Genomic DNA, 22,051 nt, shown 5'->3' with positions numbered 1-22,051 from the left:
CCTCCCCCCGCCTTCCCCGTTCTGTTTTCCTGCCGCGAGACCGCCATGCTCACCAAGGCCCAGATCGACGACGCTGCCGCAAGGCTGGAAGAGGCGGAGCGCAGCGGCCGGCAGATCGGCCAGCTCAGCCTCCAGTATCCGGGCCTGACCATCGACGATGCCTACAAGGTCCAGAGCGCCTGGGTGGCGCTGAAAGTATCCGGTGGACGGGTGATCAAGGGCCGCAAGATCGGCCTGACGTCGCGGGCGATGCAGAGCGCCGTCAACATCAACGAGCCCGACTACGGCGTGCTGCTCGACGACATGTTCTTCGCTGATGGCGGCACGATCCCGACCGACCGCTTCGTGCAGCTGCGCGCCGAGGCGGAACTCGCCTTCGTGCTGAAAAGCAGGATCGAAGGGCCTGACTGCACCATTTTCGACGTGCTGAACGCCACCGACTATGTCGTGCCGGCGCTGGAAATCCTCGATGCCCGCATCGAGCGTGTCGATCCCGCCACCAAGGCGACACGCAAGGTGGTCGATACCATCGCCGACAATGCAGCCAATTGCGGCATCGTCATCGGCGGGCGCCCGTTCCGCCCGGATGCGGCGGACCTGCGCTGGATCTCGGTCATCTGTTCGCGCAACGGCCAGATCGAGGAGACCGGTGTCGCCGCCGGCGTTCTGAACAATCCCGCCAATGGCATCGTCTGGCTCGCCAACAAGCTGGCCCCGCACGGCGTGGCGCTGGAACCCGGCCAGGTGATCCTCTCCGGCTCGTTCATCCGGCCGATCGACTGCGCCAGGGGCGACACGATCCATGCCGATTACGGCCCGTTCGGCACCGTCTCCTGTCATTTCGGCTGAGGGCCCGCACCATGGCGCGCAGAACCAGCATCTATGTCGAGGGCTTCGGCCACAAGAACCCGATCCCCGCCGCCAGCCGGGTCGGCAACATCCTGATGTCCGGCATCGTGTTCGGCCTTGATCCCGCCACCGGCAAGCCGGCCGATACGCTCGACGAGCAGTGCCGCCTGATGTTCGGGCATATCCGGGCGATCATGCAGGCGGCCGGCGGCAGCACGGACGACATCGTGAAACTGACCGTCTGGCTCGCCGACCGCAGCCAGCGCGAACCCGTCAACCGGGAGTGGCTCGCCATGTTCCCCGATCCGGCCACACGGCCGGCACGGCAGGCCATGGCCGGCGATCTCGACGGCGGCAAGCTCGTTCAGTGCGACTTCGTGGCGGTGATGGACTGATGGATGCCGTGACGCAGACCACCGACATCGCCGCCGCAAGCCTGCCGGCCGAGCAGAGCTATCGCCTGCTCACCGGACTGGTCGTGCCGCGGCCGATCGCCTGGGTGACCACCCTGTCCGATAAGGGCGTGCTCAACCTCGCGCCGTTCAGCCATTTCACCTTCGTCTCGCCGAAACCGCCCCTGCTCGCGATCAGCGTCGGGCGCAAGGGCGACACCTACAAGGACACGGCGACCAACATCCTCCGCAGCGAGGAGTTCGTCGTCCATATCGCGGATTCCTCGCTTCTCGGGCCGCTCCATGAAAGCGCCGAGGAACACCCTCCGGAGGTGAGCGAGGCCGAGGTCCTGGGTCTGGAGACGGCGCCAAGCCTGCACGTGCGGGTGCCACGGCTGCGCGCGCCGCCAGTCGCCATGGAATGCCGGCTGCGTCATTGCATCGAGTTCGGCGAGACCCGCAGCCGGCTGCTGGTCGGCGAGGTGCTGGTGTTCCGCCTGCGCCCCGATCTCCTTGAAGACGGCAAGGTCGATACCCGCAGGCTGGACCCGGTCGGCCGTATTGCCGGGCCGAACTACACCCGGCTCGGCGAGATCATCACCCAGCGTCCCCTCCACCAGACCTCGAAATCGTGACGGCGCCGCAGGACAGATTCATGGCCACCTACCTTCCCTTCAATCCCCATCCCCGGCCACCGACACGGCCGCTGCCGCCGCTCGCCTGCGACAGCCAGTTCCACGTGCTGGGACCTGCCGACCGCTACCCGGTGCGGCCGGGTGCGGTCTACGAGATGCCGACGGCGACCATCGAGACCGCGCTGAAGCTGCATGCCACTCTCGGAATCGCCAGGGGCGTCATCGTCCATCCCACGACCTATGGTGCCGACCATGCCGTTACGCTCGACGGACTGGCGGTCGCCGGCCCCAACTATCGCGGCTGCGCCAATGCCGCGGTCTTTGCCGAGAAGGACGACGGCTATCTGGAGCGGCTGCATGCGGCGGGCGTCCGGGGCGCCCGGTTCACGCGCGCGGGCCTCGGCATTTCCTTTGACCAGGCGAGCTTCTCCCGGACGCTCGCGCGCATCCGCGAACTGGGCTGGTATGTGAAGGTGCAGCCGGAGGTTGAGGGCGTCGCCGGCAATATCGAACCGTTCGAGAGGCTCGATATCCCGGTGCTCCTCGACCATATGGGCCGCCCGAACCCCGAAAACGGCGAGAGCGACGCAAGCCTTGCCAAGGTCGTCGACCTGCTGAAGCGCGGCAATGTGTGGGTGATGCTCTCGCTCACCGAGAAGATTTCCCGCCGCGGCGCGCCGTGGGACGATGTCATACCGGTGGTGCGCCGGCTGATGGAGACGGCCCCGGACCGGGTCGTCTGGGGCAGCGACTGGCCTCATCCCGTCTCCACCAAACAGCCCCCGAACGAGGGCGAACTCCTCGATTTCATCGACCGCGCCCTCGACGGCGAGGCGGAGCGGCAGGCGGTGCTTGTCGACAATCCCGCGCATTTCTTCGGCTTCAACACATGACCGCAACCAGAACCTGGGAGGAAAACATGAGACGCATTCTGGCTGTCGCCCTGACCGGCGTGGTCCTGGCTTTCACGCCGCTCGTCGCGGCACAGGCGCAGGAATGGCCCGCCCGACCGGTGCGCCTCGTCGTGCCCTATCCGCCCGGCGGCAACGTGGACGTCGCCGCGCGCATCCTCGCCGAACGGCTCCAGCAGGAGCTTCGCCAGCCCTTCATCGTGGAGAACCGGGTGGGCGCCGGAGGCCTGATCGGTGCCGAGTCGGTCGCGAAGGCCGAGCCTGATGGCTATACGGTGCTTATCGGGGCCAATGGGCCGATCCTGTTCGCACCGGAAATGGCGGCCCGGCGGGCCTATGAATGGCGCCGCGACTTCATCCCCGTGACCGCGGTGACCCTCACCCCACTCGTCCTGCAGGTGCGCCCGAATCTCGGCACGGCGGATTTCGCGGCCTTCCTCGCGCGCGCCCGCCAGTCGGGCGAACCGCTGAAGATGGCATCGCCCGGTGCCGGAACGACCAACCACCTGATCAGCGAGGTCATGCAGGCCAAGCTCGGTGTCAGCTGGACGACCGTGCAGTATCGCGGCAACGCGCCGGCCACCAGCGACGTGATCGCCGGCCACATGGACTTCAACCTCGACCAGCTCTCCGTGGCGACGCCGTTCCTGAAGGACGGCCGCACCCGCGCGCTGGCCATCACCGGCGCACAGCGCTCACCCGACCTGCCGGATGTCCCGACCTTCATCGAGCTTGGCTACCCGGAATTTGACGGGCAGACCTTTACAGGACTGATGCTGCCGGCGCGCACGCCCGAGGCGATCGTCGAGAAGCTTCACGCCGCGGCGGTCAAGGTCCTGTCCGAGCCCGCCGTACGCGAGCGTCTGCGGACCATCGGCACCATGGCTGCTCCGATGAGCCGTGCCGCGTTTGCCCAATATCTGGAGAAGGAAGACACGACCTGGTTGCCGGTCATCAAGCGGCTCGAACTGCGTCCGAACTGAAACTTTCCGCCCCGAGCCGGCTACCGCGGCAAGCCGCAGCCTTACCCGAGGCTGCGGCAAGTCCGTTGTTGCCCCGGTCAGGATGGCAGCTTCCCGACAATGGCTCCCGTTCCGCTACTGGCGCGGAGTTTCGCGTCCCGGCGGAGCATTGCTTGGCACACCGCCCGAAGACGGGCTTCGCGGATTAGGGGTCGGGTCAACCTCGACAGCCTCCTGCCCTTCGCGCCTGTTTTGTTCATCGCGCTGCGGACGACCCTCGTGCCCGGCCTCCACGCCCTGCGCCAGTTCGTCGTCGCGGGTCATCCCGCCGCCCGAAGACCCACCCGCAGAACTGGCTCCGCCCATGCCCCCATCGGGCTGGGCCGGGGGAACTTGGGCGATGGCGGAAGGCATGAATGCGATTGCGAAACATCCCACGAGAAGCCGGCGGTTCAACATCTGTCTTCTCCTCATCCTGCCGACTTCGGCCCGTCTGCGGTGCGGTCGGGAAGCGCTTTTGCGGCCGCATCGGCGCCTTCATCCGATCCCATCACTCCGCGGCGCAAAACCTTCGTCGCTGCCTCGTCCTTCAGGTCAGGCCGGGTGGGAACAGGGGTCGTGTCGGGCGTGGCAGACAGCCCGATGTCGTCAGGCTTCCTGCCGCCTGCCCGCGAGGCTTCGCCGAGCGTGGCAAGAGCCTCGGGCTGTACGGATTTTCGATGACTGGTCATGGTGATCGCCTCTTGGTGCTGCAGGCCAGGTATTGACCAACGGACCAGGACAAGCCGGGTTCCATGAACCGCTCCGGCTAGGCTCTCCCAAGGCGGCCGGCCCGGACGGGCACCGCGCATCCCGCTGTCGCAAAGGCGGTGACGCAGGCATGGCCTGCGCTGGAACGCTGTCGCGCCGCCCGCAGGCGCGCTAAGCCGTTTCCCCCAACCGCGGTGACGATCCGTGACGCTCCTGTCTCTTGCCATCAAGGCCCTATCGACGGCCTTCATCGTCGTCGCGGCCTCTCTCGTCGCCGAGCGCACGCGGCCGTTCCTCGCCGCCATGGTCCTGTCGCTGCCGGTCTCGACCGGTCCGGCCTATGTCGTGCTGATGCTCGACCACGACGCGGCCTTCATCGCCGAGGCGTCGCTCGCCAGTCTGTCGGCCACGGTCGCGCTCGTGCCGACCGTCATTGCCTATGCCGCCGTCGCCCGTCGCGGCGGCAGCCTTGCCACATCGTGGCTGGCCATGCTGACCGCCTGGCTCGCCTTCTCGCTGGCGACCCGGCTGGTGGACTGGACGGCGCCCGCCGCCATCATCTGCAACCTCGCCGGCTTCGCGCTCGGCATCCTGGCGACGCGGCGCTGGCGCCATGCCCTTGTCGCTGTCCCTCCCGTCCGCAGATGGTTCGACATCCCCTTGCGCGCGATGATCGTGATGACCGTGGTGGTCACGGTGGTTCTGGTGTCGGAGAGCATCGGGCCGGGCGCTTCGGGGATCGCTGCCATGTTCCCGGCGAGCTATACGAGCTTCATCCTGATCATGCATCGCAGGCTCGGCGGCACGGTGGTGGCCGCAGCGCTCGCCAACGGGCTGGTCATGCTGGTCGGGTTCGTCGGGTTCCTTGCGGTGCTGCATGTGCTGGCGGCCGCAGGACGACCCTGGACGGGGCTGCTGGCGGGACTTTCGATCCCCGTCGCATGGTCGGCGCTCGTACTTGTCGCCAGCCGACTCGAAGGCCTTGGCGGCCGCAGCGCGGACGATGCCCGCTCCTGACCCCGGCAGGGTCACGCTTCACGCGGCCGGCCTTGCCAGCGCCTCCTGTGAAGCCTCGGTTTCGCCAACGGCCTGCCCGGACAGGATGCTGTAGGCAACGGGAACGACATAGAGCGTCAGCAACGTCCCGAAGCTCATGCCTCCGACGATCACCCAGCCGATCTGAGAGCGGCTCTCCGCGCCTGCACCCGTCGCAAGCGCCAGCGGAATAGCGCCGAGCGCCATCGTCCCCGCCGTCATCAGAATGGGCCTCAGCCGCAGGACCGCCGCCTCGACCAGGGCCTCGGTCTTCTCGCGGCCCTCCGCGCGCAGCTGGTTGGCGAATTCGACGATCAGGATGCCATGCTTGGTGATCAGGCCGATCAGCGTCACCAGCCCGATCTGGCTGTACACGTTCAGCGTGCCCCCGGTCAGCGACAGGGCGAGCAGCGCCCCGGTCAGCGAGAGCGGCACCGACATCATGATGATGAAGGGGTCGACGAAGCTCTCGAACTGGGCTGCGAGGACGAGATAGATGAAGCCGAGAGCGAGCAGGAACACCAGAAAGATGCTGGCGCTCGACTGGCGGAACTCGCGGCTCTGGCCCCCGTAATCGATCTGCACGGTGGGCGGCAGCACCTCGCGCGCGGCAGTTTCCAGCGCCGCCAGCGCATCGCCGAGCGAATAGCCAGGCGCAGGCGTCGCAGTGATGGTTGCGGCGCGCAGCTGGTTGAAGCGGTTGAGCTCGCGCGGCGCGATGGTTTCGGTCGTCGTCACCACGCTGGAGAGCTGCACGATCTCGCCGCGCGAGGAGCGGACATAGATGGTGCTGAGGATGTCGGGGGTCGCCCGCTCGGCGTCCGCAACCTGCACCACCACGTCGTATTGTTCACCGTTCATGGTGAAGCGCGTCACCTGCCGCCCGCCGAGCAGGGATTCAAGCGTGCGTCCGATGACATCGATCGAAAGGCCGAGGTCCGCCACGCGCTGGCGGTCGATGCCCACCCGGATCTGCGGCTTGTTGAGGACGAGGTCGCTGTCGAGGTTGCTGAGGGCGGGTGAGTTTGCGGCGGCCTCGAGCAGGCGATCCGAATAGGTTTTCAGCGTCGCATAGGGCTCGGACGTGCGGATGACGAGCTCCACCGGCGTGTTGGCGCGCCCGCCGCCCAGGGAGGGCGGATTGGTCGCGAAGATCCGGATGCCGGGGATCTTCTGGAACTCCCGGTTGAGCTCGGCGACGATCTGTTGCTGGGACCGGCTGCGCTCCTCCCATGGCTTCAGCCGGGCGATGACGATGGCCCGCGTCACCTCGGGAAAGCCGACGATGGTGAAATAGGCCTGGACGTCGGGATGAGCGGCCAGAACCGGCTCGATGCGGCGGGCATATTCGGCGGTGAAGGCCAGCGTTGCGCCCTCCGGGGCGGTGCCGACCGCGCGAACCGTGCCCTGATCCTCCACCGGCGACAGTTCCGAGCGCAGCGTGGAGAAAGACAGGGCGCCGACGGCGGCCGTGGCGAGCGCGATGACGACCACCAGCCAGCGGGCCGCGAGAGCCGCGGCGAGCGATCGCCGGTAGCCGTTGGTCAAGGCCTGGAACCCCCGCTCCAGCGTGTTGTAGATGCGGCCGTGGCTCTCCTGGCGGCGCAGCAGCTTGGCGCACATGACCGGCGTCAGCGTCAGGGCGACGAAGCCCGAGACAACGACGGCGCCGGCAAGAGTCAGGGCGAACTCGATGAACAGCTTGCCGATGCGGCCGGTGGCGAAGGCCATGGGCGCATAGACTGCGACCAGGGTCAGCGTCATGGCGACCACGGCGAAGGCGATTTCGCGGATGCCGCGGATGGCAGCCGCGAGCGGTGCCATGCCGGCCTCGACATGCCGGTAGATGTTTTCCAGAACCACGATGGCGTCGTCGACGACGAGACCGATCGCCAGGACCAGCGCGAGCAGCGTCAGCGTGTTCACCGTGAAGCCGAACATCAGCATGATGGCGAAGGCGCCGATCAGCGAAATGGGAATGGTGACAAGCGGGATCAGCGTGGCGCGGGCCGAACGAAGGAACAGGATGATGATGAGCACGACCAGCCCGATCGCCTCGGCAATCGTGACATAGACGGCCGAGATCGAGCGCGCGATGAAGACCGAGCTGTCGTAGGAAACCGCAAGGCGCATGCCGGTCGGCAGATCCTCGATGAGGGCCGGCAGTGCCCTGTTGACGCCTGCGGAGACATCCAGCGGATTGGCGGTGGCCTGCTTGACCACGCCGAGCGTCACCGATGGGACACCGCCGAACCAGGCGGATGTCCGACGGTCGCGCGGGCCGATATCCACCTTCGCGACATCGCCGAGGCGCACGACCGAGCCACCGGAATCGCGCAGCACGACCTGGCGAAACTGCTGCGGCGTGGTGAGGCCGGTCTGGGAAAGCACCGTGAACTCGCGGCTCTGGCTCTCGACGAGGCCGGCAGGGATGTCGATGTTCTGCGCGCGCAGCGCCGCCTCCACCTCCTGCACGGTCAGGCTGTAGGCCGCCAGGCGCGCCCGGTCGATCCATATCCGCATCGCATAGGTGCGCTGCCCCTGGATGCGCACCTCCGACACGCCGGTGACCGTCTGGATGCGGTCGACGATGAAGCGGCTCGCGAAATCCGTCAGTTCGAGGGAACTCAGGCCATCCCCGGTCAGCGACAGGTAGATCACGGGCTGGGCGTCGGCCTCGACCTTGGCGATGATCGGCTCGTCGATCTCGTCCGGCAACCGGCCGCGCACGCGCGACACCCGGTCACGCACGTCCGAGGCGGCGACATCCGGATTGATCTCGGGACGAAAGCGCACGGAAATGTTGCTCCGCTGCAGGCGGCTCTGCGAGGTGATGATCTCGATGCCTTCGATGCCGGCGATCGAATCCTCCAGGACCTGGGTGACCTGCGTCTCCATGATCTCGGCGCTGGCACCCTGATAAGTGGTGCGCACGGAGACGACGGGTTCGTCGATATTGGGAAACTGGCGGACAGTGAGTCGCGAATAGGAGACCGCGCCGATCAGCACGACGAGGATGCTGAGCACGGTCGAAAGGACCGGCCGGCGGACAAAGATCTCGAACGGGTTCATGGGACCGCCCTCGCCGGAGCGGGAATGGGCTGTGCCGCCGCTGAGGTCGCGGAGGCAGGCGCGGGAGGCTGCAGCCGGGACGGAGCCTCCGTCACCGTGACGCGGGCGCCATCGCGCAGGCGGACGTGACCGGCCACCACGACCTGTTCACCGGCCCTCAGCCCCTCGGTGATCTCCACCTTCCCGTCGAAGCGGCGGCCGGTGGCGACCACCTTCATCGCGGCGCGGCCCTCGGAGATGATGTAGATCGCCGATTCCTGGCCCGTCCCCGAGGCGACGAGAGCCGCCTCCGGCACGACGATGGCATCATCGCGCACCGCGGTCGTGAGAGCGACGCGGGCGAACAGCCCCGGACGCAGCGTCCGGTCGGCATTGTCGATGGTGGCGCGCAGGCGCAGCGTCCGGCCGGAGGGATCGACGACGGGATCGATCGCATAGACCTTGCCGGTGAAGCGCCGGTCCGGGACGGCATCGACCCGGACGTCGACAGATTGACCGGTGCTCACCGAGGACAGGAACAGTTCGGGAATGGAGAAATCGACCTTGATCGGGTCGAGCCCGGTCAGGGTCGTGATGGCCTGCCCGGCTGGAATGATCGTCCCGACGCTGGTCGATCTGAGGCCGACCACGCCGCTGAACGGCGCGGACAGCGTCAGCTGACCGAGCTTCGTACGGGCCGCAGCGGCATTGGCCCGCGCGACGGCAAGCTGGGCGGTCGCCTGTTCCAGCGCGACCTGCGTGCCCGCGCCGCGCTGCACGAGCGTCTGGCTGCGGTCATAGACATCCTGGGCGAGAGACAGGTTGGCCTCCGCCTGCTGCAATTCCGCCTGAGCGATCGTCGGATCGAGATCGACCAGCCTGGCCCCCGCCTCGACCTCCTGGCCCTCGCGAAAGTGGAAGGCAACGATGCGACCGGCCACCTCGGCAGCGATCGGCACCTGTTCGTTGGCCGCGAGCGTTCCGAGGGCCTCGACCTGATCGGCCACGCGCTCCGTCGCGGCGCGCACTGTCTCGACCGGGGTCCCGGCCTGGGCCGCAACCGGCCGGTCGGAACGCGAAGGCTCTCCCGGGCCGAGGCCGATCCAGCCCGGCCGGAGCAAGGCGATCGCCCCGATCATGGCGGCGGCGAGAACAATCGCGGCGAGCGCGACGCGCCAGGAGGTCGAAGTGGCAGAGGCGGGTGACGCCATGATGGGTCCTTCGGATCGAGAGCCCCGCGCAACGGGCGGTTCCGGCCGGAGGCAAGATCTCGCCGGAGGCTGATATATCGCCGGGGCAAGCGACTTGCGGAAGGCAAGCGTCCTGGCCGGACCAATTGGGCCGCAATGGCCCGCATCGACGCGCCTGTTAACATCGGCGAGCCCGGCTGGTTCCCATATGAGGCGCCAGCGCGGCGTTCCGCCGCGGGCCGGACCCAGCCGACAGCGCCTGGAACGGAACGGGTATTCCCTGCAAACTGTGTCAGGACGGAGGACTGGCGGACGACCCGTGCATCACTTTCGCGTTGAGAATTGCCCCCGCAAACCCGGTCAGCTCGCAACGCGGGATCAATGGCTGCTTTGCGAACCGGGTGGCCATAGGCGGGCCATTCGAGTCCCGAAACGCCGCCAGCGCGCCTTGGGCGTTGGGGATATGTCAGGACCGATCAGCGGCAAGGCTGCCAAAAGCAGGGATTCGAGTATTCGAAATCGGTTGGCTGTGCTGTCAGACAAACCAAACTGGTCTCAGAGTGCCCTACCCTCGCGCATTGTCAGGCCGCGCAGAGCCGGCGCCATTCTGCGAGAGCGGCGGCACGTCGGGACTTGAAGTTCTCGCGGCATGAGAGGTGTCGGTCCTGGTTGAAGTGGTTGTGGACGGAGCCGTGGAGGGCCGCGAACTTTTGAAGGCTGTGCATACGTCGGAACCGCAGCATCGCCCGCTCGCGTCTGCGGAATGGCAGATGAGAGTTCTCGACCCGGTTGTTCAGACCGCGGCCGACCTGACGCTTGTCCTCGGCGCCGATAGCCTTGAGGGCTGCGCCGTATGACGCCAGCCGATCGGTCACGATCACCTCGACCGGACCGTGGCGCTTCAGGGATTTGCGCAGGAACTTCAGCGCCGCCGCCTTGTCGCGCTTCCTCGTCACGAAGCTCTCGAGTACCTCACCCTCATGGTCGACGGCACGCCACAGGTCGTGCTTCACGCCGTTGATCTTCACGAACACCTCGTAGAGGTGCCAGCGCCGATGGCGGAATGCCCGCATCGCCTGGATGCGATTGCGGCGGATTTCTGCCGCAAAGGCCACACCGAAACGGTTCCACCAGAACCGCACCGTCTCGTGGGTGATGTCGATCCCGCGCTCATGCAGGAGGTCTTCGACATTGCGCAGGGAGAGCGGGTAGCGGACATACATCATGACCGCCAGGCGGATCACCTCGGGCGACGTCTTGAAGTAGCGGAACAGGCGGGCGTGAGACATAGCCCCGAGCTAACCGCCCTGCCCCTCTGACCGCAATCCCAGTTCCTCTGACAGGCCCTTGGAATGCATTCACTGGTCTGCTGTGCGCCGCCATTTCGGACATCGGACTTGACGCTGTCAGCGGAACTTCGCGCCACGGATTCGTTTCGTCGGATCTCAGTACGTAGTCGGCCATGCCGCCGCCACGCCGTCAGAAACTCTGATCTCCGATCGGCCGGCCCCGCGCTTCTCGACGCGCACCTGAACGGCAATCCGATCAATCATCGCTGCGACGTGCGTGATGACGCCAACCTTCCGACCCCTGCCCTGCAGGCTTTCCAGCGCATCGACCGCCACGTCGAGTGTCTCCGCATCGAGTGATCCGAAGCCTTCGTCGATAAACAGCGTATCTACGAATGACGACCGGCCCTCAAGGCCCGACAGGGCGAGTGCTAGCGCGAGGGAGACAAGGAAACGCTCGCCACCGGAGAGGCTGCGCGACCCGCGAAGCTCGTCGCCCATGTCGCAATCGACGACATGAAGGGTGAGATCGGAGGACGTTCCCCGTGCCAGCCGATACCGCGGCGTCAGGGCACGAAGGTGATCGTTCGCCAGCTGTACCATGTGGTCGAGCGTGATGCCCTGCACGAAGCGGCGGAACCTGTCGCCACTGGCCGAGCCGATCGCTTCGTTAACCGCCTGCCAGACCGCGAGTTCTGCCTTCGCGGTATCGATTTCTATTGATAGGTTCGAGGCAGCTCGGCGCGCCTCGTCGTCACGCGCGAGCGTGACGGCAACTATGCCCGTCCGCTGCTGCAAGCCGCCGATCTCCGCCACCAGCGCAGCAACGCTCGCGGCCAGCGTCTCGGCGTCAGCGGCCTCGTCGAAGCCTTCGAGCGCCCTTTGCACGTCGTACCGGCGCATCAGCACGGCTGCAGCAGCATCGCTCACGCCCCGGTCGATCTCGGACAGTCGCGCCCTCAGCGCGCTGATCACGGCGGGGTCGACTGCGATGAGGGCCGCGACCTGATCCGGCGAGCGCGCAATGCCCGAGCAAGCAGCCGTGAACGTCTCCTCGGTTGAGGCGGCCAGACCCCTTGCGGCCTTCATGTTATCATCGGCATCGCCGCAGCGCGCATCAGCTGTCGTGAGCCCGGCATGCGCGGATGATTTAGCCTCGCGCGCGCTCGCGAGCGCCTGGCGGCTGGCCCGACATGCCTCGCTGATACGGGCGCGGTGGCTGGCTGTCGCCTCGCCATCGAGCAACTGGGCACGTGCGCCTGCCTTCGCGGCCTCAGCCTTGCGGCGCTGGTCAAGCAGGCGTGCAACGTCCGCCGCATGGTCCTGCGCATGCCTGAGCGAGGCGCCTGCCGCTGCGCGCTCCGGCGCCAGGCGCTGCAGCGTCGTCTTCAGTTGCAGGACCTGCCCGCGAAGCGCCGAGTATTCCGCCGAAATGGTCGAAAGCGCGACGCCAACTCCAGTAGGGTCGGCGTCCAAATCACCCGCGGTGAGGCCCGACGCGGCGAGAAAAGGCATGATCTCGCGGCGGATCGAGGCAAGGCGCTCGGCAAGGCCCTTGGCCTCGGTCGCGAATTCTCTCGCCTTCAGTTCCTCTGTATGGATATCGGCGCGCGCCTTATCGAGCGACCGCGCGGTTGTCTCGATCGCATCGCCCAACGTGTCATGCTGCCGCCGCAGGCCGTCGATTTCGACCCGAAGTTGTCTCGCCTCATCGAGCGGAATCGCAATCGCCGACCGATCCGCGCCGACGAGCTTCACGAGGGCGGCCAGTTGCGAGGCAGTCTCGCCATCGAGAGCGGAGGGCACGCGCCCCTCGATCGCGGCCTTTGTGCAGAGCTCGTTCAGCGACGGCCATTGTTCGCCATAGCTGCCGGTGGCGGCCTGGATCTGCCCCCGCGCCGTATCGATCCCGCGACCGGCCTCCGTCTGGCGAGCTTCGCCGGCCGACAAGGCGCGCGTGGCAGCGCTCAGGCGCTTGTCCGCTTCAGCGAGCGCGGCGTCGAGCTCGGCGCGGCGGCGGCGAAGCCTTTCCGCCATGTCGTTGAGTGCGCTGGAATGAGCGAGATGCGGATGGTCAGTGCTGCCGCATACCGGGCAGGGAACATCGGGAGCCAGCAGGCTGCGCAGGTGAGCGGCTTCGGACGAGATCGCCTCAGCGGCAAGTTCTGCCAGCGGGACGACCTCCGCGCGCGCGGTATGGTCGCGAAGGCGATCTGCTTCGGCTGCGACGATCTTGCCTTTCGCGGCGCCCACCTCCTCGGTCGCCCGCGCATGCTCCGCTTCCCGGTGCACCAGATCGGCCTCGGCCCGCCCGTGTTGCTCGCAGGCTGCGTTCGCCTCACGCAGGGCATCGAGAACGTGCTGCAGGCAGGCGTCCCGCTCCTGAAGCGTGGCCTCGTCGATAGCGGCAAGGCGGTCTCTCCGAACGCCGATGTCGCGACCGAGGGCGTCCCTTCGCTCGCTGTCGCCGGTGAGCTTGTCCACCAGAGCAGCCATCCTGCCTGCGAGGTCCGCCGCCGCCTTTTCGGCGGCAGTGGCCGCCGATGCAGCTTCAGCGTGATCTCTTTCGAGCGCTCCATGCTTGTCCAGCAGGTCCGTCGCATCACCAAGCCGATCGGCGACGAGGGCGCGCGAAGATTGGCAGTCGAGCTGCGCGGCCATAATCTCGTACAGCTGCGATGACTCGCCGAGGGTCCGGTTGATCGTCACCAGCGTATCGGTCGCGTCGCGCAGCGCCGCTTCCGCCTTCCGCGACTTGTCCACCGCATCGTTAAGCTCGTTCCGGGCCGCCGCCAGTTCGGCGTCGAGCCTTTCCGCCTCGGTCCAAAGCGGATCGAACAGCCTGAGCCGTTCTTCCGCCGCCTCGCTGGCAGCTTCCGCATCCTTCAACTGAGCTTCGGATGCGGCGTCCAGCGCCCGCGCCGCCTCGCATTCTCCGCGCAGGCGGTCGATGCGGGCTTGAGCCTCCGCTATCCTCCCCCGCGCCGTATTCACGTCAACCGCCAGCGGACGCAGCGGCTCGACAAGCTCGAACTCTGCGAGAGAATGATACTCGTCGGCCGCCGCCTCGCGCGCCGTGTGCGCAGCGGTTGCCCCGGCTTCCGCCTTTTCGAGGTCATCGCGCACGGCAGCGACGCGCCTGACATGATCCAGGCCGCGGCTCTGTTGATCGCGCTCCGCGTTCTTCCGGGCGATGGCCGAGGCGAGCTCTCTCTGCTCGTCCAGCAGTGCCTGCCTGCCCGCGTCATCGAGATGACCGATGTCGCCTCGTCGCTGTTCCAACTGCTCGACGATCCGCCGGCGTGCGTCAGTGCCCTCGTGAACGCGCACGGAGATTGACGCATAGATTTCGGTGCCGGTGATCTTCTCCAGAAGTTCGGCGCGTTCGCCCTCGGCAGCTAGCAGAAACGCGTCGAACTCGCCCTGCGCGAGCAGCACCGTTCGCCGGAACTGGTCGAATGTCAGATCGGTCCTCGCCTCGACGGCCTCGCGCACCTGGGTTTTGCCGGCCGCAATCGCACTGCCGTCGTCCAGCCGGACCAGCGAACGCTGCTCGTTCTGCAGCCGCCCGTTGGCTCGCCCCCTCGCCCGATTGGCCTCCCAGCGGACGCGGTAGCCTTCGCCGTCCTGCCCGACGAAGTCGACCTCGGCATAGCCGTTGCCGGAGCCGCGGCGCAGGATCGCTCGGCCATCGTGGATCGAGATCGCCTCCCCGCCAGGGTCCGGCGCGCTTTCCCGCCGGCTGACGGAGACGCGTGGATACTCGCCGTAGAGCGCGAGGCAAAGCGCGTCGAGGATGGTCGACTTACCCGCGCCGGTTTCGCCTGTGATGGCGAAAAGGCCGGCGCCCGCCAGCGGTTCTGCGGCGAGGTCGATCTCGAAGGGAGCGCCGAAGCTTGCCAGATTCGCGCCGCGGATGGCCAATATCCGCATGGCTATGCTTCCGCCTGCGCCCGGTGGAACACATCGAGGTGCGTGGCATCGGGCTCGACGCCGAAAGTGCGCTCGAAGGCGGCCTTGAACAGATCCTCCGGATCCCTCTCGGCCAGCCGGACCATCGGATCGGCGGCGACGGCAACACCGTCGAGCGCTCCCGGCACCGCCGCGACGCGGATATCGACGACGCGCACCGGAAAGCCTCCGGCTATGCGATCGACCTCTTCCCTGAACCCCGGCGGCAGTCCTTCGCGGGCAAGCCTGACCTGGACGAAGGGCCGTTCGTGAAGCGGCAGGTCCGACGGAAGGTCCAATGCCCTCAGATGGTCGCTCAGTTCGCCGAGGCGCATGTCGCCCGCCCCGGGCAAGCGGATGAAGGCAACCGGCCGTTCGATCGGGACATGCTCCGAACGCGCGATCCTGCCATCGAGCGTCACGAGCGTAACGCCATGCATATAGGGCTGTTCCGTCGCGGACAAGGGGATCAGTGAGCCGGAATAGCGGACGGTATCGCGGCCGATGGCCTGTGCCCTGTGTAGATGACCGAGCGCCACATAGCTTGCTTCTGCAGGGAAGACGTCATGCGGCACGGCATGCTCACCCCCGACCAGGATTCGCCGCTCAGCGCCTTCCGACTCGATGCCGCCTGCGACATGCAGGTGTCCCGTCACGACGAGCGGCAGGCCGTTCATCGGCTCCCGCAGGCTATCGAACAATTCGGCGTAAAGATTGCGCACACCGCTGATGACTGGCGAGCCGTGTTCACCGTCCAGGCGCGCCAGGTTCGGCAAACAGGCCGCAGTCGGATAGGAAACCGCCAGCACGTGAGCGGTGATCTCGCCATTTGCCCTAGCAAGGGGAACGAGGTGGCGAGCCGAATCGATCCGCCCTTCACTCCGCCGGATATTGCCGACGACGCGGATGTTGAACGCCTCCAGCAGAGGACGCGGCGCCTCCAGCCGACCGGCGGCGTCGTGGTTGCCGGCGGCGATCACCGTAGTCATACGCGGGCTGGCCCGGCTCAGCCGCACTAGCGTTTCGTACAGGAGCCTCTGTGCCTCGCCAGAGGGATTCTGGCTGTCAAACACGTCGCCTGCGACGACGAGTGCATCGATTTCCCGTTCAGCGACGATCTTTTCCAGCTGCTCGAACACGTTGCGATGCTCGTGTTCGCGCGAAAATCCGCGAAGTGTTTGCCCGATATGCCAGTCGGCCGTGTGGAGAATTCGAACCATGGCTTACTTTCACGCTGGACCGTGTGCCGCACACTCTGGTGCTCAACTGCAACCTTGGAAAAATAAACTGCCGTCGACAGGCCTCGTCGGGAGGCTAATAGTCCTGATGCGTAGTTCAGAAGTGACCTGCCACTGCTTTGTCATCCAGCGACGTTTAGAGCCTCGGCGGGTTTTGCGCGGGATTGCGCAGCGGTGGTGAGCTTGGCGGCATAAGATGCCGGCGGAATGTATCCGAGCGCCGAGTGGGGGCGCCGGAGGTTGTAGTCGTCGACCCAGGCGGAGATTCTGATCCTTGCATGGTCGAGGCCGAAGAACAGGCTCTCATTGAGCAGCTCATCGCGCATGCGGCCGTTGAAGCTTTCGCAGAAGCCGTTTTGCATGGGCTTGCCCGGCGCGATGAAGTGCCAGGTGATCCGGTTCTCCTGCGCCCAGGCTAGCATGGCGTTCGAGGTGAACTCGGTTCCATGGTCGGAGACGATCACGCCTGGCTTGCCCCGCCGTTCGATCAGCCCTGTCAGTTCGCGCGCCACGCGCCGCCCCGAGATCGAGGTGTCGGGAATGGCGGCAAGGCATTCCCGAGTGACGTCATCGACCACGTTGAGGATGCGGAAGCGCCGGCCGCAGGCAAGCTGATCATGGACGAAGTCGAGCGACCAGCGTGCATTGGCCTTCGCTTCGACGAGGATCGGTGCCCGTGTTCCGACCGCGCGGCGTCTGGCGCGTCGCTTGCGCACGGTCAGACCCTCCTCGCGGTAGAGCCGGTAGATGCGGTTGATCCCGGACTGTTCGCCGTCGCGGCGCAGAAGCACAAATAGCCTGCGATAGCCGAAGCGCCTCCGCTCATTGGCGAGGTCGCGCAGCTGGGTTCGCAGGGCCAAATCCGGCGGACGGCACGACCGATAGCGGACCATCTTCCGGTCAGCGTCGACGATGCTGCAGGCCCGCCGTTCCGACAGGCCCATGACGGCCGCAGATGCGCGACTGCCTCGCGCTTGGCGGCGGGCCCTACCATTTTTTTGCGAGAAGCTCGCGCAGGGCAGCGGCGTCGAGCATTTGCTCGGCCAGAAGCTTCTTCAGCTTGGCGTTCTCGTCCTCGAGCTGCTTCAGCCGCTTCGCCTCGGAGACATCCATCCCGCCATGAGCCAAGCCTTCCAGTTGTACAGCGTCGCTTCCGAGATCCCGTGCTTGCGCGCCAGGTCGGCGGTCTTCGCCCCCGCCTCGTGCTCGCGCAGAACCGCGATGATCTGCTCCTCGGTGAACCTTGCTCGCTTCATCTGTCCGTCCTCGTCAGGGCCGGACTCTAACTCCGCGTGGAGGAAAAACTCAGTGGCAGGTCAACTCTGACAGTGCCCTCTGAAAGTGCCTCCACAGGCACGCCCCCTATCTGACTGGCAGCAATCTTCCGTTCATGCTTAAATATTGGCACATATTTGAGCGTTTACGTTTTGGGGGACGACCGATGATTTTTACTTGCCTGGGCAACACCGACGACGGCAAGACCTGACATGCCTTCAGGACTCTTGGCCTATCCCGACTGGACCGAGTACAAAAGGAAGAGCGGCCTTGATCCGCTTGGGATGCAGAACAGCAGCATCAATCTCTACCAGCGGCTTTTGCCCGGCGTCAGCAACGTGACCCTGCGCATCCGCTATTACGGTCTCTACGCTTGGCTCGCATCGGTTTACGCGCGCAACGTGCGAGACACGAACCCGAGGTCGTGGCAGACCTTTGTTAGGCGCGCCGAAGCGGTCTACGCGCTGGCCGCCCAAGCGCGCGGCGGTGAGGTCGGCATGGCCGGCGTACAGTGGGCGCAGCGCAAACTCGCCGCGGCCCCAGACACTGCCGTAGACTTTGCCCCGCATGCGGACCCGGATGGAGAGGGAACTCCGTATTTGCAGCAGGCGTGGGGGGCGTACGGCGCGGCCTACGCTAGCCAGCTTTTCGAAATCGGTGTCTATGCTCTCGCCAAAGAGCATCAGATTCCGGTGCCGAGCCCCGAATTTGGTGAGGCCCTTGCCCGGGCATTTGAAAAGTCCGCCGGGCAACTCGCGCTGCGCTTTTTCAATGTCGTGCAAAGCGGCGTAGTCACGCGTGAGGATCTCGACGAGTTCGCAGAACTGACGCCTTCTTCCATTCCGGAAGAAGGTGACGAACGCCGCTTGTATCAGGACCTCCTTTTTGCGGCAGGCTCCCTGCAGCGGCCCGCCGATCTCTCCCGCCGGCAAACATTGTTGCTGCTGTTAGCGGGAGCGGACCATTTACAGGAGACACCCGACGTCGGGAGCGCGCGCTGGCTTCTATACGCCCAGGCCAGCCAGGACGACCGAGCATTCTCAACCAAAAATCCATACCTGGATCAACAAAGACTCCGGTGGTCCGTATACCAGGCGAACGATCTTCTGCACTACAGTTATGCGACACTACTCAAATACTGTCTGGACGCGCTTGAAGATTTTCCCTCAGGGATCGCCTTAAACAGGCTGATCGCTGAGGCCGTGTCCGACATCTCGACGGTTGCCGAAAACTGGCCTGCAACGTGGAGCGAATTCCTGGAAGAAACCATCCCCACGCAGAACGCCAACGGCGAGAGTCCGTTTTCGGAGCGCCGGATTGTCGAAGCGATCGATGAAACATCCGGTACAAATCAAAAGACGTCCGCCGAGGCGGCGTGGGCTGCACTGCAACTGCTGGTAATTGTGCTGCATCGCGCACAGAAAATGAGCGCCGCCGTCAAAGCGGACTTGGCACATCTCGATGCTGATGGCTTTCACTCGCTCGTTACGGAGACGGCATTTCTGCACGCGCGAAGCGATGCAAACTTCACGCGCATGGTTGCCCGGATCATCGAGGAACGGGTCATCAAACGCCACCTATGGGTGGCGCACCGTAAATTCCGATACCAGAACGACTATACTTTCCTCATCGAGGTGGATGACGGGCGGGTACGGCCGCGCGCTCAGGCCGGGCCTGTTTTCACGAACCCCCGCCTAGGCCCGGCAATCGGTTTCCTCGAGGACCTTTTGCTGATCGATGATCAAGGTCTCACGCCGCGCGGCAGAGCGCTGCTGGAGACAGCATGAAGCTCTACGAGCATTTCGGAAAAAACGGTTTTCATACCTGTCTGGTGACGACCTTCGGCATCGACTTCGATGCCTATGAACACATCATCCTGGCGCGCGCCCGGGGTGCGGGGTGCCACAACAATCTGCTCCTCGCGGATAGCAGGATGATGTCACTCGCCCTCGACGGAAATTCTTCTCTCCCGCGCCACGCCGGAAAATTCTACACGGTGACCGGCATATCACCGGGCGGCGTGTTTCATCCGAAGATCGCATTGCAGCTCGGAAAATCGGGCGGGCGCGTGATTGTCAGCTCCGCCAACGTCACCGCGGCCGGACTCGCCGGCAATTTGGAGATTGCGGGCGTCATCGAATGTACGGCCGAGGAGTCAGGGGAACGCCAACTTATCGAAGCGGCGTTTCGGTATCTGCGAAGATTTTTGGACGAGAAGGACCCCGGTATCCGGCAGCAGCTCGAATGGATGCTGGCGCGGACACCTTGGCTCATGGAAGGGGAGCAGAATACCGGCCTCGTCACACTGCAAGACGGCTCCCGCGCCGCCTTCTTTACCGGCGGAGGCTTACAGGGCATTGCCAGCCAGTTTCTTGCGGCCATCGGTGAGGAAAAGCCGAAGCGGATTATCATCGTCAGTCCCTATTGGGATCAGGACCTGGCAGCGCTCCATCATCTTGTCGACAGTACCGCTGCCAGCGATGCGGTGATCCTGATCGATGAAAATCGCCATATCTTCCCGGCGTCAGCGCTCGATCCAAAACGCGGGATCAGCTTGCGCACTTTCAACTGGCCGGATGCAAAACGGTTCATCCACGCCAAGCTCATAATCGTCCAGACCACGCAGGCCGATCACGTCCTCTACGGCAGCGCCAATTGCACAGTAGCCGCGCTGGGAAATTCCAATTTCAACGGCACCAACGAAGAAGCCTGCCTATACCGCGCGCTACCGCCTAACGCGGCCATCGAAAATCTGGGCATTGCCGGATACTTGGACTCTGCGCCCCTCGACCCGTCGACCATACCTTATCAGCCGCTAGACGATCCGATACCCCTGCGGGACCTCGAACTTCGATATCCGGGCCGGTTCATTTGTCTCTTCGATACGCTGACGTGGCTGCCGCCCCCGAGCGTAGCCGATGCAAGCCAGCTTGAATTTCTGTCAGTCGACGGGGAGTTGATGGCGATCACACTTCAGGCGCTGCCGTCGGCAACGGCGGGGGAGCGGCGATACCGGATGTCCCGCTCCGAGGGAGCTCGGCCGTCATTTGCGCGGCTCCGGTATCCTGGCGGCGGCCTATCTGCTCCCGGTATCATTCTCGTCCAGGACGAACTGCGCGCGGCCGTTCGCGATGCGCGCACTCGCCGCGTCGACGCCGCCATCGAGAAGCTCGATGGGGAAACGGATGTAGGTCTATGGCTGCTCGAAACAATCAATGACCTGGAAGCTGCCGAGTTCGCTCTGCGTCAGGGCACGCCGGTCAAGCGCCAGGTCGCAGCGCCACCCGCTGGCAGACCCGAGAATGCTCCTACCAATGCGCCCCTTAGCTACGAGAGCTTTATCGCCGGGCGGGAATTGCGCGCGGATACAACGCTTTCACGCGACAGTTTCAGTGGCAGCAACCTTTCTTACATTCGCAGCTTTTTGAACCGGATTCTGGCTCTAGAAGGGCTGCCGGCGAACACCGGCGAAGAATCGGGCGCGAATGTCCTCGAAAAGGCGTTCGATCTTGGGGACGAGGTTGCGGATGCAAGCGACGCGCTGGAAGGAGGCGCCAATTTTGATCCTGCGCCCCATGTGCCGCCGCCGCCCCCTGGAGATCCGGAATTGGAGCGTGAGGCTCAGCTGCGAGCTGCACAATTGCGCCGCGCCAATCGAGACCAGCTGATCGCCGCCGTCGCAAACCTGCAGAAAAAAATCTCCTCGAAAGCGCAACTCTCGACCATAGACTTGCTGCGCTTGCGCGCGATGCTGATGGTCATCTTGGCGGCGGCTTGGGATGGAACATCACGGCAGACCAGCAGCCTTCAGGTGCTTCGCTCGTCCGGCGACGCGGACGGTGCATGGCCGCGCCTTCTGGGTAGATGTTTGTTTGCCTATTTCGGCGGTAATAACCCACCCATTCGAAGGCTGGTCATCGAGGATTATTACGATCAAATCCCCGACGATGTACTCGAGTGTTGGGCCGGGTGTCTGTGGGCAATCCAGGTTCTTTTGGAAATCGTTGCGCACCATGCCGAATACAACACGCTCATGGCGGCCTTTAACAAGCTGGGCTTGTCGATTTACGAGCACACAGGGTTGAAGAAGGATGAGTTCTTCGATCCCCGTATACTGAAAACATTCGACGCGCTCAGCAAGAGATTTGCAGAGCCCCTAAAATTGAGTCCTACGAAGATAAATGCCAACCACAAGAAGGCCATCGCGATTCTGCAGGAGACCTCGGCGAAGGCGCTGCAGAAACCAAAATGAGGGAGCAATATACAACCGACTGCGGCTCGGTCATTGGCATCGATGTGGGATGCTCCCCGACGCGGCGATCAAGTGCGATTTGTCGACTTGATTGGTCGGCCTCTCGCGTTGAGTGGGAGATCATGCGCTTCCGGGCGGTGGAACCGGAACGCGAGAACACTATCGCAGCAATAGCCGGCCGGCAGCCGATCGTCGCGGCGGCGTTCGATGGCCCTATCCGGCGAGGTTTTGACGTCATCGGGCGGTACCGCACAGCCGAGCGGATGCTGAC

At 65.2% G+C, this 22,051-nt stretch carries 14 protein-coding genes and 1 pseudogene; 8 read left to right on the top strand and 7 right to left on the bottom strand.

All coding sequences use genetic code 11. The features are described 5' to 3' along the window. The first annotated feature begins 45 nt into the window (after positions 1-45). The 5 genes from hpaH to ACTIFS_RS09570 are packed head-to-tail and all read left to right on the top strand — an operon-like array spanning position 46 to position 3,770. The gene (gene hpaH, locus ACTIFS_RS09590) at positions 46-849 is read left to right on the top strand and encodes a 2-oxo-hept-4-ene-1,7-dioate hydratase (RefSeq protein WP_439573850.1); all 804 of its coding nucleotides are present in this window, start codon (positions 46-48) and stop codon (positions 847-849) included. An 11-nt stretch (positions 850-860) separates the two neighbouring features. Further along, entirely contained in the window at positions 861-1,244 is a 384-nt protein-coding gene (locus tag ACTIFS_RS09585; RefSeq protein ID WP_439573849.1) for a RidA family protein, read from the top strand. Beyond that, positions 1,244-1,876: a flavin reductase family protein gene (locus ACTIFS_RS09580; protein ID WP_439573848.1), complete on the top strand. Its 633-nt coding sequence runs from the start codon at positions 1,244-1,246 to the stop codon at positions 1,874-1,876. The genes ACTIFS_RS09585 and ACTIFS_RS09580 overlap by 1 nt, the downstream gene beginning before the upstream one ends. Positions 1,877-1,896: 20 nt before the next feature. Beyond that, complete coding sequence (locus ACTIFS_RS09575; RefSeq protein WP_439573847.1) at positions 1,897-2,769, top strand: amidohydrolase family protein; 873 nt, start codon at positions 1,897-1,899, stop codon at positions 2,767-2,769. 26 nt (positions 2,770-2,795) lie between these two features. Beyond that, positions 2,796-3,770: a Bug family tripartite tricarboxylate transporter substrate binding protein gene (locus ACTIFS_RS09570; RefSeq protein ID WP_439573846.1), complete on the top strand. Its 975-nt coding sequence runs from the start codon at positions 2,796-2,798 to the stop codon at positions 3,768-3,770. Positions 3,771-4,219: 449 nt separating this feature from the next. Here the strand turns inward: ACTIFS_RS09570 and ACTIFS_RS09565 are convergent, their stop codons facing one another. Then, on the bottom strand, positions 4,220-4,480 hold the full coding sequence (locus ACTIFS_RS09565; RefSeq protein ID WP_439573845.1) for a hypothetical protein: 261 nt from the start codon (positions 4,478-4,480) through the stop codon (positions 4,220-4,222). A 223-nt stretch (positions 4,481-4,703) separates the two neighbouring features. Here ACTIFS_RS09565 and ACTIFS_RS09560 point away from each other — a divergent pair, with 223 nt between their 5' ends. After that, a complete protein-coding gene (locus tag ACTIFS_RS09560) occupies positions 4,704-5,516 on the top strand; it encodes a hypothetical protein (protein ID WP_439573844.1) in 813 nt (270 codons plus the stop codon). 18 nt (positions 5,517-5,534) lie between these two features. Here the strand turns inward: ACTIFS_RS09560 and ACTIFS_RS09555 are convergent, their stop codons facing one another. The 6 genes and pseudogenes from ACTIFS_RS09555 to ACTIFS_RS09530 form a co-directional block, all read right to left on the bottom strand. After that, positions 5,535-8,606, bottom strand: a complete 3,072-nt coding sequence (locus ACTIFS_RS09555) for an efflux RND transporter permease subunit (RefSeq protein ID WP_439573843.1) — start codon at positions 8,604-8,606, stop codon at positions 5,535-5,537. Then, entirely contained in the window at positions 8,603-9,796 is a 1,194-nt protein-coding gene (locus tag ACTIFS_RS09550; RefSeq protein WP_439573842.1) for an efflux RND transporter periplasmic adaptor subunit, read from the bottom strand. The genes ACTIFS_RS09555 and ACTIFS_RS09550 overlap by 4 nt, the downstream gene beginning before the upstream one ends. Positions 9,797-10,356: 560 nt before the next feature. Then, entirely contained in the window at positions 10,357-11,064 is a 708-nt protein-coding gene (locus ACTIFS_RS09545; RefSeq protein ID WP_439573841.1) for an IS6 family transposase, read from the bottom strand. Between the two features lie 156 nt (positions 11,065-11,220). Next, entirely contained in the window at positions 11,221-14,997 is a 3,777-nt protein-coding gene (locus ACTIFS_RS09540) for an AAA family ATPase (protein WP_439573840.1), read from the bottom strand. Positions 14,998-14,999: 2 nt separating this feature from the next. After that, positions 15,000-16,235, bottom strand: a complete 1,236-nt coding sequence (locus ACTIFS_RS09535) for an exonuclease SbcCD subunit D (RefSeq protein WP_439573839.1) — start codon at positions 16,233-16,235, stop codon at positions 15,000-15,002. A gap of 140 nt (positions 16,236-16,375) precedes the next feature. Continuing rightward, positions 16,376-17,509: pseudogene (locus ACTIFS_RS09530) on the bottom strand (IS3 family transposase). A 231-nt stretch (positions 17,510-17,740) separates the two neighbouring features. Here ACTIFS_RS09530 and ACTIFS_RS09525 point away from each other — a divergent pair. Then, positions 17,741-19,315 (top strand): hypothetical protein, encoded by a 1,575-nt coding sequence (locus ACTIFS_RS09525; RefSeq protein WP_439573838.1) that lies wholly within the window; start codon positions 17,741-17,743, stop codon positions 19,313-19,315. Next, the gene (locus ACTIFS_RS09520) at positions 19,312-21,780 is read left to right on the top strand and encodes a hypothetical protein (protein ID WP_439573837.1); all 2,469 of its coding nucleotides are present in this window, start codon (positions 19,312-19,314) and stop codon (positions 21,778-21,780) included. The genes ACTIFS_RS09525 and ACTIFS_RS09520 overlap by 4 nt, the downstream gene beginning before the upstream one ends. Positions 21,781-22,051: the final 271 nt, after the last annotated feature.

This window comes from Phreatobacter sp. (genome assembly GCF_051860605.1).
GTDB lineage: Bacteria > Pseudomonadota > Alphaproteobacteria > Rhizobiales > Phreatobacteraceae > Phreatobacter.
The sequence above is the reverse complement of the archived record's forward strand: the minus strand, read 5'-3'. Positions and strand labels throughout refer to the sequence as shown.